This is a genomic window from Runella limosa DSM 17973, from assembly GCF_000482465.1.
In the GTDB taxonomy this organism is placed as follows: Bacteria; Bacteroidota; Bacteroidia; order Cytophagales; family Spirosomataceae; genus Runella; species Runella limosa.
Genome location: NZ_KI519427.1, coordinates 233,438 through 251,506 on the forward strand (window position 1 = coordinate 233,438; position 18,069 = coordinate 251,506).

Sequence of the window (18,069 nt, forward strand, 5' to 3'; positions counted from 1 at the left end):
TCTTTACTCAACGTTATGGCAAGTTTACAAGACAGTACCCCGTTTCAAAACGTGGTGTTTAAAGCCTCGCACAATTCTTACGATCGGAAGGAAAGCCTTTCAGAACAACTCACCTTGAAATCTCCCATCTATCAATGTGGATGTAGAGGGATAGAACTGGACATTTGGCGACACTCAAGTGATTCGATGAACGATGGGTATTTTACCGTGAATCATGCGACGAATGGAGGACCAAAATTATCTGTTTATTTGGATCAGTTATCAGATTGGCATACCCAAAACCCTGACCACGATGTAATTTGGGTGATGCTCGACATCAAAAGTGACGGAGGTGATGAAGGGCTTTTTCCAGATGAGATAGATAGCTATCTGACAACCTATTTTGGGCGTGGATTAATAAAAACGCCACATGACCTTTTTCCAGGCTTAACAGATTCCAACAAACTCTCAGATGTAGTACAGGCACAAGGCTGGCCAACCCTTGGCTCGTTAAAAAATCATTTTATTTTTTGTCTGAGTGGTAACGAAGATTGGAAGAAAGTCTATTATCGAAACAACCGTTCGCAGCGCATTTGTTTTGCCGATTGTGACAATGCAGACCAGCTGACTGTCCCAAATTCAAGGGTAGTCTATAACGTAAAGTCAGGCAGTGGAAAACAAGCTGATTTTAATGATTTGATGCAGAAAAAAATCTTGATTCGAGTCTATGACGTGGACAGTGAGGGCGATTGGGACAAGGCAATGGGCATGGGTGCTAATATTTTAGCGACCGACAAAGTGTCAGATTCCTCTTGGGCGGAGGTATCACCACGGGATTTATATGCGGCACAAACGCATCTGTAGTAAGTAATAGTTAACCGTTTGCCAAAAGCGACTTGGAGAGATTTCAAGTCGCTTTTGGCGTCTATTGACTTCCAGTGCTTATTTCAAAGGGCGCAGGTAATAGTATTTTCGCAGATTGATTGTGATGTAAAATGTAAAATAGTACAGCTTTTGAAAAAAATTCCAGTTAAAACAACGTCGATAAACGGTTGCCCAATGGTACTGCGCTACTTTCCATTTATTCCATGATTTGTTGTGAGGATGTAAACGATAGAAAGCCAAAGGAATGTCGATGCCGTAAAAATGATACTTTGTTTGTTGCACAGTTTTGGTCCACAGCACATAGTCTTCTTGAAAAAAAATATCGGTGGGAAAAAACAAATCACCTACTTTTTTTCTATCGTACATGACTGTCAGGCAGCCGATGGGGTTAGAATAAAAAAAATCGTGGTATTTTATTACTGGTTTCACTTTCAGAATGTGAGGATGAATCTGGCCTTCGTGGTTAAACGTCTGATAAGAAGTGACGCTCAAGGCATGGTTATTTTTTTGCATGAACTCATACTGAATTTCCAATTTTTGGGGTAGCCAGCAGTCATCAGCATCTAAAAAAGCAATATAGTTACCAGAGGCATGTTGGGTGCCTAAGTTGCGCGCCCCTGCTGAGTATAATTTCTGATGACTGTAAATAAGCCTGATTCGGGGGTCGTTTTTGGCGTATTTTTGGGCAATTTCACTTGTTCGGTCGGTCGATACGTCATCGACAATCAGCATTTCCCAATCTTGAAATGTTTGGGCAATGACGGAGTCAATGGCTTGTCCTAAGTATTTTTCACAGTTATAAGCTGCTGTAATGATAGAAATCATTGGTCAAGAGGTAGGGTAGGGTTGTTATGGATTACAGCTTCAAAATCATCAAAATATAAGTAAGGCGTAACAACAAATACTAAAATGACGATGAAATTGAAGTAGCTACACATATACGTACTAATCATTGTATAAATAAAACAAAGGCATAATCCACGGTAGGTAGGATTATTAAATTCTTTTTGAAAATGGTTAATTTTATTGAAAGTAGAAACATAAAACCACATAAATAACAAAAATCCCCAAATACCGAATTCGGAGGCAATCTTGGCGGGTAAAAATTTAACAGTAAAATGGGCATCCAACTGCATCCTTTCAGATAATAGTGGATTGGTGAGCATATTTGGGAAGTAGTCGGACATCAGTTGTGGGAAAATGTAATAGAAACTTTCTCCGCCAATTCCCAAAAAAGAAGAATCATAGAGTGATAGAAAACCAAGTAACGGAGTCCCAAAACGTTCAAGAAAAGAATAATCTTCTTGTAGCCAGTAAGTGAGCCTATCGGCACTAAAGCTACTTAGCAAATCGCCTACGATGCTGAGGTGATGAAGCGTGTATTCGATAAGAAAATACTCTCTAAGTGAATAGGCCAATCCAATAAAAACAAGACCAACCCCTACGTTGGAAAACACCCTACGAAAATTGACTTTTGTACAAAATAACCAATAAATAAGGAGACTACCGATAAATGCTACGTATCCAATCGACGAGCTTATCAACAAAAATAACACAAATAAAACGGTTAGATAGATACGTCGAAAGGGAGGGTTGTCGTGATAAAACGAATAGACCCAAAAGAGTACGATTAGCACATACGTTGCCGCGTGGGAGGCTTCGGTAGTGGTAAGTTGCGGACGGTCGAGTAAGGGGCGATAGCTGAATAAACTGGTAAATAAATTGGCAATGGGCATAGGTAGCAGCCCTTGAATGGCAAAAAACTGAATAAAACCAATACCAATTGGAAGAACAGAAGATAAAATGAGGCTATAGGTCAGGAGTCGAATAACTTCAGTGGTTGAAAAACGTTCGAGCAAACCCTTCAAAAAATGGCGGCAAGTAGTAATCGTAATCACTGACAGCGTGCCTGTGATACAAAACTTGAGTAGCCCCCTGTAATCGTGGTAAACAAAGTAAGCTTTTGCAAAGGTAAATAGTAGAAGCACCAAGAGCCCTAACCATAACCGTATTTCAAATACCGAAATGCTCTTAGACTTGAGCTTTTGTAACCCCCAATAAACTAATAGAATAACAGTGGAAAGTGGCCTGTTTTCGTTGTTAAGTGGTAAAAGTGGAAAGCCATCGACTGAAACGAAGAGAATTGCCCACACAAATAGTTTTTCTAATTGTGTCAGTTGCGTCCGTAAATAAGTTAGTTGGTAAAGCAGTTCTCTCATTAACAGAAGTTTAACTATTCACAGCTTTCAACGTTCGGACCATGATGGCGGCCATAGTAGTCAAACGTAGATACCATGATTCTTGCCACGAAAAGTACCGTTCTATTACTTTCCAACGTTCAATATTACTTTTCCGTATCCCTTTGGTGGTAAAACCCTCAAACATAAAGTTGGCTAAGTATTGTGGAGTACGGACAAAGACGTTTGGGGTGATGGTCCACACTCTTAGGTAAAATTCATAGTCAGCTACATACCGATAGGACGTGTCGTAGCCCCCAAAAGTACGGTAAATCTCGCGGCCAATGAGTGTCCCTTGGTGACAAATACCATTTTTTCGGTTAAAATTAAATTCAGCTTGGCGGTGTATCTTTTTGGTAGAATCTAAAAAAAATACGACCCAGTCGCAGCAAATGATTTTGTTATGTACGTTTCCCTGAGCTCTTTGCACCATTTCTTCAATGGCGTTGGGTTGAAGAAAATCCCCAGCATTTAATAGCAAGATGGCATCGCCTGTACTCATTTGTATGCCTTTGTTCATTGCATCATAAATTCCCTTGTCTTTTTCGCTGACCCATTTTGAAATGCTCCGTTCGTACTTTTTAAGTATATCCAAGGTCCCATCTGCCGATTGTCCATCAATAACGATATACTCAATATTTAGGTACGTTTGATTCACAACACTCTGAATGGTGGTCGTCAAATGTGCCGCGGCATTGAGGCAAACGGTGACAATACTTATGCGTGGATTTGTGGTTTGGGTAGGAACACTCATACTTTGCTTACTTTATGGCCGTAGTTCATATACCGTCAGGTGCTCTGTTTTGGGCTTTTTATTTGGGGTTCGGTATGTAGAAATGACAGATGTTGGATTTTGGTATATGATTTTGCCAGCGCGATAGTTGCTGTGTTGTATTGAAAGTGGAAATGACAATGGTTTATTTCTAAATTCTAGTGCATAAACCGATGGACAATTGCAGATATCAAGGCTATCGCGAAAGACACGGCGAGGGGCATGGACAAGATTTATTCTTTCTTGGGTATATAAACACGCATTTTTAGGGAGGACGTTGTCAAGTGCCCGAAAGTCGTCATACAATGGCAAAAAACGGCGGTAAAAGTGCGTACGCTGCTTTGTGGTAAATGGGAAAGGCCGTAAATTGTACAAATACAAGTACGTCATGCCAAGATAGGGAAGGACAGCTGCAAAAATTAAACCTGCTTTGAGGTAAAAATTTGTTGGTTTTATCGCCCATTTTGGCAGAGAAAGTAGGGTTGCTATGAAAAAACACAACGGTAAATTTCCCCAAAAACGTGGGCTGTAAAGCAAATCGAATTTGTATAAAATCAATAAAAATAAAATGGAGATGAGGTACATTTTGATTTTATCACGCCAAGGGTAATTGCTCCAGCCAAACATAACAAACGCGCCCAAAACAAGGTATGGAAAGTGCAGCAGTGCCGTTTGGGTATGTTCTAAAAAAGTAGGAGTATTAACAACTTCCGCTTGTAAAGTTGAAGTAAGTAAGTGCTTGTCTATAAGCGTGGTGTCAAAATACTGGGATAAAATTAATCCAAAAGGTGAATGGGTTTGTGCATAAGTCCAGACGACGATAGGTAGGTAAAATATCAGTGTTGGCCAAAGAAGTAGCAGCAGATTCTGAACAGAAAATTGTTTTTGTTGATACAACTCAAAGATTGCTGCTAAACCAATCAACGCAGCATAAGGCGCAAGCGACATTTTGGCGCCAAGAATCGCAGGCAATAACAAACCGATTCCGCTAAGGAGACTCTTAACTGATAATGTTTTGGAGAGTCGAGTAAAATTGAGCGAGAGATAAAAGGCTGTAAATGCAGCCAAATCCCCAAAATGATGGCTTCCTGCGGAGGTAAAAACCAAGCGATACATGCCTAAGCAAGACAAAGATAAACCTACGCTTATCCAAAACACAGGTGTGCCTGCTTGACGCATCCATTGGTATATTGACCAGAGAAATAATCCCAAAAAGCAAAAACTTGCTACATTGGGGGCATCGGTAAACCCAAGACTGACAAGCGGAACTTGCGAAAAATTGTAAATAAGATGCGGTGGAATAGCGGCTTCCCAAGGTTGGCGATAAAAGACAAGTCCACCATCTGTTACAATTCGTTGCGCAACCAACTGATGATAAAACAGTTCGTCAATTTTGGTAGAAGGCAATAAGGCGTATAAGAAAATGGGTAGCAGACAAATGAAACCAACGCCAGCTAAAATCAATTTCGGGGTTGAAAAGGTAATTTTTGCCGTTTTAAAATAAAAACTAAAGCGACTTACCGAATATGCAAGACCTGCTGCGAGCATCCCATACAGCACGTTGAGCGAAAGAGGAGTTATCCAAAAACCAAAAGCAAGAAGCTGAATAATAAGGCTTAGAACTAAAAAGCCTAAAATGGCCGCAATTATTTGTTTTAATGGAGTAGGGAAATAAAACCTAAACAAATCTACAAAAGCCAAGCCCCAGCCATAAACTGCTCCAAAAAACACCAACCCAACCAAAAAGTTGGTCAAAAAAAAGTAGTGATCAAGGTACAGGAAGGAGGGCATGGAGGCTTTATTCTTTTCGCGCGATGAAACTGTACAATTTCCCCGACAAACGTTCTTGTCGGAACATCAACGCTTGCCAACCAATATCGACAAGCCATTGCTGAGTTGCAAAAGTACGACCTATTTTGTTGCCAATAAGGTCAGCAAGGCGCTTTTTATTCCAAGGGTCGTAGTTGATGACCGACTGAGATGGGCTCAAATCTTCCAAAATTTGCATGGATGCTTTGGCAAAAGCCTCGCGGTATTCGGTCAGGCGGAAGGCGTTTTCTCCTCCATAAAAACCGTGCAAAGGGTGTTTTTTTAGGAAAATTTGTTTGTCGTACGCATCTTTAATGACGTGATCACGGGTTGTGAAAAGCAGTCCTTTTGGTAGAAGTACCCGCGCGGCTTCTGTCACAAATTTGGGTAAATGATGGGCATGGTGCATCACTTGACGACCATAAACGATGTCAAATGTCTGATTTTCAAAAGGTAATTCTTCACCAAATGCTTCGACAATTTGCACATTTGATAATTCATAAATAGCCACCAACGTTTTGATAGCCCCACTTCCCACCATTGGGCTTGGATCGGGTTCAAGGGCAACAACCCGAAAGCCTTCCAACGCAAAAGCAATACTTGCGATGCCATTGCCAGCGCCGATGTCTAAAAGATATGGGTTAGGAAGGGGGCAATAATGCCGAATTAAGCGTAATGTTTCTTGAAACTCAGCACTGTGACGAAACCGTTCGACATTGACCCCCAACTCTGGGAGAATGTAGGTATTGGCTACAATCTCGGCAAATTCTGGAGTTTTCTGGATGTATTCGATGGTTTCGTGCCAAGTCATGTGTCGTTACAGAAATTTGATTTTATTAAGGGCAAAAAACGTCATTTTGAGCAACAACCACCCGTGTTTGAAACGAGAAATGTTGGTTTCGCCGTAGGTTCGTGCCCGATAACGGATGGGAACTTCAATAAATTTGAGGTTGAGTTTCGCTGCTCCAAAAATCAGGTCAAAGTCGCCGAATGGATCAAAATCACCAAAATAAGAACGGTTGGCCGCAAGTTTGAGGTAGTTTTCGCGCGTCATCACTTTCGTGCCACAGAGCGTGTCTTTCAAACGTTGACCCAACAGCCAAGAAAAAGCAATGCTAAAAAACTTGTTGCCCAGTAGGTTAAGTGTTCGCATGGCTTCTTTTTCCATCGGATACACCAGTCGAGTACCGTTGATGTATTCTCCTTTGCCCGTTGCGATTGCTTCAAAAAATTTGGGTAAATCTTCGGGGGGAACAGTCATGTCGGCATCCAAAATCATCAGAACGTCGCCCGTAGCTATGCTGTATCCTTTCCGAACGGCATCTCCTTTCCCTTTGCCTTCTTGTTGAATCCATTTTAGGGGAACCTGGCCTTGGTATTTTTGGCAAATCCGTTGAATTTCCCCCCAAGTATCGTCGGTCGAATTGCCTTCTACGAAGATTATTTCGGTTTCCTTCCCCATTTTAGGCGTACGCTGCACGAGCGCTTCGATGTTACCCTTCTCATTTCGTGCTGGAATCACCACGCTTACGGTCATGTCTTCGGCGGCTTTGAACGGTTTTTTGACACTTCGAGCGACCAAGAATGTGACCAATCCAAAGAAGTTAAACAGGGGTAAATTGCCAACGTATTTGTTCAAAAACCACGATACCAAAGGAATATACCGAGGGAAAATAATTTTTTTGGTTTGGCGGACAACGTCAAAATTTGCCAATGTCAACAAGTTAGCTATATCGCTAATATCGAGCCAATTTTGACGTTTTTGGGGCATTTTGAGGCCAATAATTTCGGCAAAACGCAACAACGGCAACCAAAAAAAATTGGTATAACTAATGATGACTCGGGTTTGAGGCGTACATACTTTTTGGACTTCCTGAAAAACTTTTTGAACATCGCCAAAGTACCCAATGGTGTCACTAATAATCACATAGTCAAAGGTTTCGGTAAGTTCGAGCGCTTCGGCATCCATGTGAAAATAGTCGTGCTGGCCACGGTGTTGGCGGGCATATTCAATCATGCCTTTCGAGGAGTCAATACCAACGCCACGGCTTGGTTGGAGCTTTTCGAGCAAATACCCCGTGCCACAGCCTATTTCTAAAATAGAGGCATTGGAAGGAATGACAAATCGAAGATATTGAATGAGGCAGGTATAATAGTAACGATTTTGTCGTATCCACTTCTCGCGTTCTTCGCCACTCATTTGTAGTGTTGATTGTACCATACAGCGTCTGCTAAAATCAAAAATTGAGGGTGCGGTACGGTCGTATAACCCTCTTTTTTGGGGAAAATGTATTTTTTGTTCGTTTTAAGGTCTTTTTTCTCGTAAATATACAAATATGGTCGCGTCAAAATGCGCAAATCATAACTCCATTCATTGGCATATACATTCTGAAAAATCCCTACATACTCAGCGGGGCATACTATTTCGCAACCTTTGGGGAGTTTTTGGGCTAGTTCGTACAGCACCTTTGCAGGGCTTTGGGCATAGGGTTTTGTACCGAGCCGATTGTTATGGATAAACAAGAAATTCTTTTTGATACTAAACATCTGACCGTGAATCGACGAGGCATTGCTTACGGCCATCGGGGTAATAAAAAACTGAAAAAGTCCCGCCCAAAGCAGCCATTCGCGCTGATTGGAATGGGGTTGAAGATTGGCTTCGACCAGCCGAATGGTCATAAAAACGTAACAACTCATCATAAATGCCCACCAGCTTCCAACGCGCGCAGGGTAGCGAATGCTCATGTTAGGTTCGGGGAAATACAACATGCCTTCCACAAAAAAAACGGTGAGTAACACAAAGCAAAACCCTAAAAATACGCCGATGATTACTTTGGGTTGGGGAATAACCCGCCACCACGGAATGAAAAATAAACAAGCAGCTGCCAAAGACACACTCGAAAAAAAAGCAACTAAGCCGATGTAAACGACCGTCATTGAGATAGATGCTTTTTTCTGAATGAGCAAAACAGCTTGGCCTAATCGACTAGGGTGAGAGCCATTGAGGTAGGACAACCACCACATTCCTGCGACAAAAACAACGATTGAAATTACAACGATGAGGTAGTTGTTTCGGTTAAAAAAATAACGAGGCCATTTTTGGGTCGGATGTTGAAGAAGATTTGATAATACCGAAGCAAATAGCATTACCCCACAGAGCAAAACCACCGCAGTTTCTTTGATTGAAAGAACCAATAATCCCCAAAAAACGACTTCTATCCATTTGCGCCTTGCTAAACTGAGCGAAAAGAGACCTAAAAGGGGCAAAAAATATTGTTCAGGATGCCAACCATAGTTGTCCAAATATACATGATAGGCAAGTGGCCCTACGCCAAAAAGAATGATAATAAACCAGTCATTAAGCCAGTACCTTGTGCGGATACTACGGTAAAATTTGAGAAAAAAAGTAGCTAAAAGTCCCAAATAGATAAGAAATAAGCCGTAAAGCCCCGTAAACTTAGTAACAAAGCCTGTCAACAATATAAAATAATAATTGTGGTGAAGCCAGTGAGAACCGTAGTAGGTATCAAACAAAATAGGGCGTCCTTCCAACCAGCCACGGCTCAATTGGAGGGCAATCAGTCCATCAACAAAATTTTCGTTTAGGTACTGAAATTGATACACTTTTAAATAAAACCAGCCCAAAAGTATCGCAAACGGAAAGCCAACAATGAGGTAGTTGAGAAGTTTACGAAAATTGGATAACGGCATTGATACAAGAGCTTAGGCGATAAAAAAGCGAATCTAAGAGTTAATCTTGAAAGATTTGTACAAAGGTATTTGCAAATGTTGAAATACGTTGTTCAAAATCATCGAAGGTTGGTTTTGGCGCAATAGAATTGTCTAAAAATCCTTCCATTAATGCGATTAATCCGTCAACATCGTCGGGAGAAAAATAAAAGCCACGTTCTTGCATTTGTTCTTGGTGAACATCAATGTCCGACAAAATTAACTGAACTTGAAGCGTTTTGGCATCTTCTACAACCGTACTCCAACCTTCAAATTTGCTTGGCTGAACTACGGCAATAGACTGACTCATTAAGTAAAGCTGATGTGTCCGAGGAATAACTCCAAGAAAACGAACGTACTCTGACAGCCCTTTTTCGGTGACAAAATCTTTGAGTCCTTGTACAAAATTGGTGACTTTGTAATCTTCTTCTTTTCCCGTAAAAACAACGATAAAATCGTTTCGACGTTGCTTGAGTTGCTCAAGGGCTTTCAGGACAACCCAGTGATTTTTATGGATATAGAATTGATTAGAAACGATGAAATAGCGTTTTGGAACTTGATAAAGCGCCGTAATTTCGTCAAATGACAAATGCTGCGGACGCTCAACTTGCGAAACAAATCGCAAAATATGAACGGGCAGGCTGGCGGGAACGTCATAGAAACGCTTGAGGTGATTGTAAGCGTCTTGGCTTGACAATACCAACGCATGAGTGCGTTGCAACAAGCGTTTTACGCGGAGTTCGCGAAAAAAAATATTGATTTTGGAGAAATATTCTGGATAAAATCGGTGCTGAAAGTCAGGGAACCATGAAACTACCTTACTCGAAAGTGCGGGTTTCCCCAGTGGAAAATCCATGAGTGGATAAATACCTTTGAGCTGATATTTTTCGATAATATCTCCAATGAAAAAATTCTTACGCGAAAGCCACGATTTTACGTAATTGAGGTAATTGTTGGCTGGAGCTTTATGATAAATGTAGGTAACGTAAGGGTAGGAGATAAGAGCGAGCGAACTTTCAACTTTATGGTCGTAAAAGACAAAAATATGAGGGCGATGCACGTCGGGGAGGCTGTTCAACGAATTGATGATGTTGATAAGGTAATAATGACCTCCAATCCAGTCGGCAGCAAAGTAGGTAAACAATATTCCTATGCGTGTTCGATTCGCTAACTCCATTCTATCTTTATTTTGACGACTAGGTTTGGAAGTCGTACATTTTTGCCAAAATATCTTTCAGCGCATCTTCGATGGTGAAAAATAGTTTAGTATTAAACTCCGTCAATACTTTTTGATTATTGCCAATTTGGCTAATTCGGTCGTATTTTCTAATTTTCTCAGGGTCAATTTCAATTGAAATGGGTTTGTTCATCAACACCCCAATTTTTTGAACAATTTCTTCGACTGAATATTCGACTGACGTACAAACGTTATAGACTTTCAACCCTTTTCTGGGAGCAGAGGTGGCCATTAGCATGAGCAAATTGGCTGTATCTTCGACGTGAATATAATCACGACGGCTTTTTATGTTTCCAAGCTTGACAACCGCATGGCTTTCTTCGGGGTCAATTTGTCGTAAAATATCAGGAATCAAATGGGCATTAGGGTCATTGGCACCGATGGTGTTAAACAAACGAGCAATGCAAACATCGGCCTCAGTTCGCTGCTGATAAAAGCGGATCTGTTTCTCATTTGTAAATTTAGACAAAGAGTAATTATCAAACGGATCAACGGGCGTTTCATCCTCATTCAAGATTGGGAAGTCGGGTGAATACACCGCACCTGTAGAAGCAAACACCAATTTTGAAACCTGGTATTTCTCCATGCAAAGCAAGAGATTTTCAGTTCCTATGACGTTGACCTCAAGCGCATAATTACGTTCAATTTCACAAGTAGGGACGTGATGAATGGCCGCTAGATGCACAATACAGTAAGGTTTGTGGGTCCCAATAATTTCATCTAATGCCGTGGCATCCCTGACGTCGAGTTTATAATTGATAACATTTGGTAACTGGACAAATGGAAGATTACTGGTCAAATTATCAATCACAACGACTTGAAAGCCATTTTCAGACAGCATTCTTACCAACCGACTCCCGATAAACCCTGCCCCTCCAGTAACCAGAATTGTGTGCTTCATTAGAAGATATTAAAGTATCGCATGTACTAACCTACGTTCATCAGGGTTTGCCAAAAGCTAAGAATTGGTGGATAACCGCTTTAAATTTTGAATAATGTCCTGCGTGTAGGTCAACTGATTTGCAAATTTAGCAGTTGAATTGGATATTATTGACTTTTGGAGGGTTTCGTTGGTTAATACGTGTACACTATTTTTGATAAATTCTCTAAGGTGTAGATGGCTTAAATGGAAAATTAGAATGAATCCTTGTTATGAACGCACAAAAAAACCTTCCATTTCATACATTTGCCCAGTTTTGTAGTTGCGAAACCCGCTCATAATGGAGTACAACGTAAACCCTGACGAACGAAGCATTGAGATAATTTCTTCAAGGTAGGGCCCCTGCTCGTAAGAAGGGATTACTGCGAGTTCTATTTGAACTACTTTGGCTCGTTTAAGGGATTCGATAGCACCATTTAGTACCTCGCGTTCAAAACCTTGCACATCAATTTTAAGCCAAAGGTTATCTTCCCATTCTTGGTTTTTGAGTAATCTATCTAAGGTATTCATTGTTACTATCTCGTTTCTTACAACAGCAGTTCCTGCTTCCGCTTCTATTGTGTGCATATTTACTTTTAATAAAGAACTGCTTACGGAATTTTGAGAAATATTAATAGATAGTTGCTTTTCTGAATCACCCACTGCACTCTGAAAAACAATCCAGTTAGAAGATTTACTACTATTGTTAGTGAGCACTTGGAAAGAACTAGAAACGGGTTCAAACGAAATGATTTTTCCCGCGTAATTATTCTTTTGAAGCAGTTTGAGAGCGAATTGACCTTCGTTAGCTCCTACATCTACAATGGTTTTGATATTATATTTACCTAATAAATAGTCAACTAAAGCAATTTCAGAATTGGAAGGATTGTAATATTGAAGGTGTAATCCGAAAACACGAAAGACTGCTTGTACTATGTCAGTAAATTGATTACGAAAATTATTAGAAAGACTGGCCATAGGGTAATAGTTCAAAGAAAGTTATTTGAGTCGCAAGTTGGTAAAACGACGTCGCATTTCAAGAATAAATGGCGTATTTTTCACGATCCAACCAATCCATCCCATGTAAATTAAACAATAACACCCCAATACAACCATCCAGTGAGAGCACTCTTTTGATAAAATATAATTGGAGATGGATGAACCTATAATAAGTATAAATAATGATATAAAATAATCATAGTCTCCTTCAAAACGAAGGGTATGGAAATCTAAATGGTGTTTTTGGTGGAAAAGATGGATTAAAGTAGCTGAACTGACAGCTAGGCTCATTGCCCATGCACTAACAACACCGTAGCCTTGAAGAAAATATCCTCCAACGATTCCAAATATAACATTTAAAACGGCAGTTGTGATATGTTGAATAATATTGTGGCGTAGTTGGCCCACACCTATATTGCTTATATAAGCGGGTACACTCAAGGTATTGAGGTACCACCCTATTATCAGGATATAGATACTTAATACAAAAAAAGTCTCAATTTTACCAATCCAGACCAAAGAAACAAATGGAGCAAAGAAATAAAAAAAGAAAAGGAGTGGTGTACTAATAATCGCCAATAATTTAAACATTATTGTATAAAGCCGCTGAAAATTACCCGTCGCATTTATTGATGTTTCGACAATTTTTGGGACCATTACTTGGTTTGCGGTAACAATAACGCTACGAATTTGAGTTACGAGGCGACTAGCCATTTCATAGAATCCTACAGCATCTAGTGAGCTATATTTAGCCAAAAAAAACTTTGTAATGGGGTCATATAAAAGGGTTGTAATAGATGCAATTTGAGATTTAATAGAATAGTTTAAAAAATCAAAAAATAATTTTTTGTTGAAGCTTATATTTAATATAAAAGGTGTTTTGAGATAGTAAACTACTAGAGATATGCTTCCTATTAAAATAAAAATTGCATAAATAGTGTGTGCGATAGCAATACCCAGTAAACCTTTATTTAAAAAAAAATACGAAGAGATAAATAAACATAAACTTGCTGTAATATTTAAAATGGAGCGTAAATAGTTTAACTGGAACCCATCTAATGTAAATATAAATACATTCGAAATATTTAATATCCAAAAAGATATTAATGCAATTGGGAAAATTTCTATTGCGGTGGCGGCATCCGTTGATGATGATATTAAAAATTGGAAAAGCCAAGAGGCATTAAGATATAAAACAAAGCAAATTAGCAAATTAATTATAGCTGTAATCCCAATTGACATAGTAATAATAGAACGAGCCTTGTTTATTTCTGAGTTAATATTGGCTTCTGCAATGAACTTAACTATACCAACGGGGACTCCACTATTTGCCATCGCAGCGAAATAAGTGGTTGTCCAAACTATCGACCAAACTCCTAATTGCTTGACACCTAACTCTCGCACCCAAATTCCGTACAGCAAAAAGTAGGTAAGTCCAGAAATGATAACTTGCCCAACCGAAGAAATTGCATTAATAAAAAGGCGGCTGTGCATATTGAAGTTAAGTTGTTTAGCTTTATTAGGAACGCATTTTAAAAGTCAATTTTGAAATAAAAACATTATAATAAATGCTAAAATAACTATTAATGAAGGGGTATAAGTCTAAAAAAATTCTTCTTAATATCTTGACTATATGTCAATAAGTCTTTGAATTCTTGTTTCGACTTAATCAATATTGATTTTTGTAAAGATTGGTTGGACAGCACTTCCATAGAGTCATTGATGAATTTTTGCCAATGCTGTGGTTTGTCACTTTGTAAAATTATGGAATTACTCATATTGTTACCATAGTTTGTAATTTCACCCACATTTCTTAAAAAGCATAGAAGGCCTATTTCCATAGCTTGAACTGTAGAAATTGACATACCTTCATAATCGCTCATTAAAATAAAAGCATCATATTGTGCTAAGGTCGATTCGACTTCGGATATGTCACAAATCCCTTTATAATTAACAATATTGTTTAAGTCGGATTGTCTTATCAATGAAAGTATTTGATTAAGAAAGCCGTTATCTGGGCCGTAAATGTCTAAATATGCATCAATCCCTTTACTTCTGAGCTCTTTTATAAAAAGAATTGATAAGTCGATTCTTTTTAGAGGGGCTAAACGTCCTAAGGAAATAAATTTTACATGGGTTGATATGATAGAAATTGGTTTTATTTTAAGGCTGTGATTTAATAAAAAACTAATTTTAATAATAGGTATTGGTTTACTAATAAAAGGATTAATAAAAGAGGAAGCTGAGTCTGAATCTACCCAAATTTCATTAGCTATTTTTAAGCTAAGTAATGTACAGTATTTATCAAATAAGTGTGCAAAGCGTGTGCTATGTAAAAAAATTACGGATTTCTGAAAGTTATATATTTTCTTAAAGAAGAAATGAATGGCGTGAGCTTTCCACAATGAAGAAACCAGAATTATATCAGGATTATCTTTTATGAATTTTAGAATAAAAAATACATCTTTAATTCGCCCTATTTTTTTTATTTTTTTTAAATTTTCAGACCTAATAGTTGTTAAAATACTGGTATCAACATTGCCAATACAAAAAACATTGTAATCGAAATCATTATTGAGATCATTGAATGAGGATAGTATAGCCGTCTCAACTCCACCTATAGTTAATCCATGTATAACATGTAAAATTTTTTGTTTTTTCATACTTTATAACTACTTGAACGGTATTCGTCAAAAGTACTTACATATATTATGCAGGCACATACAAACCAATACCATGGATACCAATAATTGCTTATGAAAAAGTAATGTAGAATTCCAAGAACAAAAGAGAAAAATAAAAAGAAATTTAAGGGGAAAATTATCTTTCTTAGATATGTTAAAATATTAAAGAGAAAAATGCCAAAAATGGACATTCCTAAGATACCTGATTCAAAAATAAAGGTTTGATAAAGAACTAAAAAACTTTCAGATTCAGGTTGTAAACCTACGTGTAAATAACCAGAGGGGCCATACCCTAGAATTTTATTTAAAATTGGAGCTTTATTAAAATAAGTTTGAAATAATAAAAATCTCATAGTCCTATCATCCATAGAAGCACTATTGCTTGTTTTTTGATCAATATCAAAGGCAAGTTGAGTGAGTATGGGGAAATAAATGTCTAAAATAATAGCCCCAACTATTACTACAATGGAAAATATGATAATTTGGGATAAGTACTTTGTTAAATTTTTGTAAAAAAAAGCAAAAGAAATAATAAGTCCCATTGGTAGTGTAAAGAATGCAGCAGTACTAAATGTTAATATAAGAGCGATAATATGTACTAAGATAAATGTAATTTTAATATATAATAATAAATTGCATTTATTTGAAAAAAACAAATAATAGGTAGAGAGAGGTAAAAATAAATTAATCATAAATGCAAAATGACCTGGTTCTTCAGATAGACCTCTTGCTCTAATAGATTTAAACACATCTCCTAACGCAACTGCGCTCATTCGTTCAAAAGCAGGGTGAGGTATATAACTATCAAAATCTATAGAATAAACATTTTTTAGTATGAATTCTGTGATTGCAAATAGGCAGGAAAATAAAAGAATCCAAGTGAGAATATTGAGGATTTTAAAAAAAAATGTAGGATCTCGATTTAAATTTAATAGTAATAAAATACTTACAAAAAAATTTATGAATGTTGTAATATATGCAAATAAGTGGTTTATGGATTTAGAAAGTATAAAGGAGCTTGGTGTTTTCAATATGTTATTGTAAAAAAAGCTGACTACTATATGTACTAAAAATATACTAATAAGGGATATTGTAGTTGGCCTAGATATATATATTTTCTTGCCTAGAAGTAAAAAGCATAATATAAAAAAAGTACAAACTGTACTAACAATTATAGGCCAAGAAAATGTTATACTTATACAAAAAGCACTTGTAAAAGGCATTGATATTAAATAAGTATATAGAAGATATTTTTTCAATTTTGTAAAGATAGCGTTTTAGAAAATAATATAGTACGTTATTTTTTACGTTCTATTCTTTTTAATGGTAATAAATTCAATAAGTTTGTACAAATATTGGAAATTATAGGGACTTTTCTAATAAACCAAATACATAGAAAAATGTAGAATAATGCCGAAATATATAAAAAATTCACCCAGGTTATATGACTATTCTTGTATAAGAAATAACTTCCTATGATACCACCTGTGATTAAAACAGTTGAAAATATGAGGAAGTAATAAAATGAATCGAAAAATAAATCAATAAATTTAATTTGTTTTTCTTTTTGATAAAAAAATATTAGAAAGACAGAACTTAGGAGTAAGGTTATAGCCCAAGCAACTAAAATACCATATTCTCCCAAAAAAACTCCTCCAAAGGCACTTAATGCCGTATTAAGGGTAGCTATTAACAAATGTTGGTTTACGTTTTGCTTTAATTCACCTGTGCTCATATTATTTATGTATGCAGGACTACTTAGTGTATGAAAATACCAGCCAAAAACTAAGCTATACAAACTTGCAATAAAAAAAAGCTCAATTTCTCCAATCCAAATTAATGAAATATACGGAGCAAAGAATATTATCGAAAAGAAAATGGGACTACTAATATTTATTAAAGTTTTAAACATTTTAATGTAAAGAACTTTCGTGTCTCCAGTCGATTTGACAGATGTTTCAATTATTTTAGGAATCATTACTTGATTAGCCGATACAATCATGGTACGAACTTGAGATACCAGTCTATTTGCCATTTCATACAAACCAACAGACTCTAAAGAACCATACTTAGCCAGAAAAAATTTAGTAATAGGGTCATAAAACAATATAGAAGTAAACCCAATTTGTGATTTGGTGAAATATTTTAACAATGCCCAAAATAATATCGAGTCAAAGGTTAGACTTAATATTATAGGGGTTTTAAGAAGTGTAATAAGCGAAATTACCGCACTAGCTAGTAAAAAAGAAGTATAAATTATATAGCTAGTAGCTATTCCATTTAAGCCATTATTTTTTAAAATAAATGCACTTATAAATAGTACAAAACTAGAAAGGATATTTAAAATTGAACGAAGATAGTTTGCTTGAAGACCATCCAATGCTAATAAAAAGACATTAGCAATGTTGAGTAGCCAAAAAGAAATTAACGATGCTGGAAAAATAGAAATGGCAATTTGAGCATCGTTTGATGAATCTATTAAAAGCGTGAAAATCCAATTCACATTAAGATATAAAAAAAAACAAATAAGAGAATTGAGAATGATTGTTAACCCAACAGAGATTGTCAATACCCTGCGTATTTTTTCTGTGTTTGCTTTCGTGTAAGCTTCTGCGACAAACTTTACTACTCCTACTGGGATTCCACCGTTTGCCATAGCAGCAAAGTAAGTAATTGTCCATACAATTGACCATATTCCTAATTGTTTAACTCCTAGTTCACGAACCCAAATTCCATATAGCAAGAAATAGGTGAGCCCTGAAATGACTACCTGCCCAACCGTTGATAATGCATTAATGAGGAGACGGTTATGCATGGAT

The 18,069-nt window shown here is 37.3% G+C and carries 15 protein-coding genes; 1 reads left to right on the plus strand and 14 read right to left on the minus strand.

What is annotated here, in order from left to right:
• Positions 1–15: 15 nt before the first annotated feature.
• Positions 16–843: a Ca2+-dependent phosphoinositide-specific phospholipase C gene (locus tag K339_RS0127225; RefSeq protein WP_037302002.1), complete on the plus strand. Its 828-nt coding sequence runs from the start codon at positions 16–18 to the stop codon at positions 841–843.
• 78 nt (positions 844–921) lie between these two features.
• On the opposite strand, the gene K339_RS0127230 is transcribed toward K339_RS0127225, so the two are convergent.
• The 14 genes from K339_RS0127230 to K339_RS0127300 all read right to left on the minus strand — a co-directional run bounded on the left by K339_RS0127230 (position 922) and on the right by K339_RS0127300 (position 18,065).
• Positions 922–1,689, minus strand: a complete 768-nt coding sequence (locus tag K339_RS0127230; RefSeq protein ID WP_028526427.1) for a glycosyltransferase family 2 protein — start codon at positions 1,687–1,689, stop codon at positions 922–924.
• Positions 1,686–3,083: an O-antigen ligase family protein gene (locus K339_RS0127235; protein WP_028526428.1), complete on the minus strand. Its 1,398-nt coding sequence runs from the start codon at positions 3,081–3,083 to the stop codon at positions 1,686–1,688. The genes K339_RS0127230 and K339_RS0127235 overlap by 4 nt, the downstream gene beginning before the upstream one ends.
• Positions 3,084–3,093: 10 nt before the next feature.
• Positions 3,094–3,855 carry a glycosyltransferase family 2 protein gene (locus K339_RS36280; protein WP_051398287.1) on the minus strand — a complete coding sequence of 254 codons (762 nt, stop codon included), beginning with the start codon at positions 3,853–3,855 and terminating at the stop codon, positions 3,094–3,096.
• A 12-nt stretch (positions 3,856–3,867) separates the two neighbouring features.
• Positions 3,868–5,664 carry a hypothetical protein gene (locus tag K339_RS0127245; protein WP_028526429.1) on the minus strand — a complete coding sequence of 599 codons (1,797 nt, stop codon included), beginning with the start codon at positions 5,662–5,664 and terminating at the stop codon, positions 3,868–3,870.
• 7 nt (positions 5,665–5,671) lie between these two features.
• Positions 5,672–6,493: a class I SAM-dependent methyltransferase gene (locus tag K339_RS0127250; protein ID WP_028526430.1), complete on the minus strand. Its 822-nt coding sequence runs from the start codon at positions 6,491–6,493 to the stop codon at positions 5,672–5,674.
• A 6-nt stretch (positions 6,494–6,499) separates the two neighbouring features.
• Positions 6,500–7,903, minus strand: a complete 1,404-nt coding sequence (locus tag K339_RS0127255; RefSeq protein WP_229598827.1) for a glycosyltransferase — start codon at positions 7,901–7,903, stop codon at positions 6,500–6,502.
• Entirely contained in the window at positions 7,879–9,393 is a 1,515-nt protein-coding gene (locus tag K339_RS0127260) for a glycosyltransferase family protein (protein WP_028526432.1), read from the minus strand. Before K339_RS0127260 ends, K339_RS0127255 begins: the two co-directional genes overlap by 25 nt.
• Before the next feature lie 40 nt (positions 9,394–9,433).
• Positions 9,434–10,588: a glycosyltransferase family 4 protein gene (locus K339_RS36285; protein WP_028526433.1), complete on the minus strand. Its 1,155-nt coding sequence runs from the start codon at positions 10,586–10,588 to the stop codon at positions 9,434–9,436.
• A 19-nt stretch (positions 10,589–10,607) separates the two neighbouring features.
• Positions 10,608–11,549 carry an NAD-dependent epimerase/dehydratase family protein gene (locus K339_RS35015; protein WP_064751018.1) on the minus strand — a complete coding sequence of 314 codons (942 nt, stop codon included), beginning with the start codon at positions 11,547–11,549 and terminating at the stop codon, positions 10,608–10,610.
• A 249-nt stretch (positions 11,550–11,798) separates the two neighbouring features.
• On the minus strand, positions 11,799–12,545 hold the full coding sequence (locus tag K339_RS0127275; RefSeq protein ID WP_028526434.1) for an FkbM family methyltransferase: 747 nt from the start codon (positions 12,543–12,545) through the stop codon (positions 11,799–11,801).
• A gap of 21 nt (positions 12,546–12,566) precedes the next feature.
• Positions 12,567–14,060, minus strand: a complete 1,494-nt coding sequence (locus K339_RS0127280) for an oligosaccharide flippase family protein (protein WP_028526435.1) — start codon at positions 14,058–14,060, stop codon at positions 12,567–12,569.
• A gap of 89 nt (positions 14,061–14,149) precedes the next feature.
• Complete coding sequence (locus tag K339_RS0127285; RefSeq protein WP_028526436.1) at positions 14,150–15,229, minus strand: glycosyltransferase; 1,080 nt, start codon at positions 15,227–15,229, stop codon at positions 14,150–14,152.
• Positions 15,226–16,023 (minus strand): O-antigen ligase family protein, encoded by a 798-nt coding sequence (locus K339_RS0127290; protein WP_028526437.1) that lies wholly within the window; start codon positions 16,021–16,023, stop codon positions 15,226–15,228. Before K339_RS0127290 ends, K339_RS0127285 begins: the two co-directional genes overlap by 4 nt.
• Before the next feature lie 524 nt (positions 16,024–16,547).
• Positions 16,548–18,065: an MATE family efflux transporter gene (locus K339_RS0127300; RefSeq protein WP_028526439.1), complete on the minus strand. Its 1,518-nt coding sequence runs from the start codon at positions 18,063–18,065 to the stop codon at positions 16,548–16,550.
• Between the last annotated feature and the right edge of the window lie 4 nt (positions 18,066–18,069).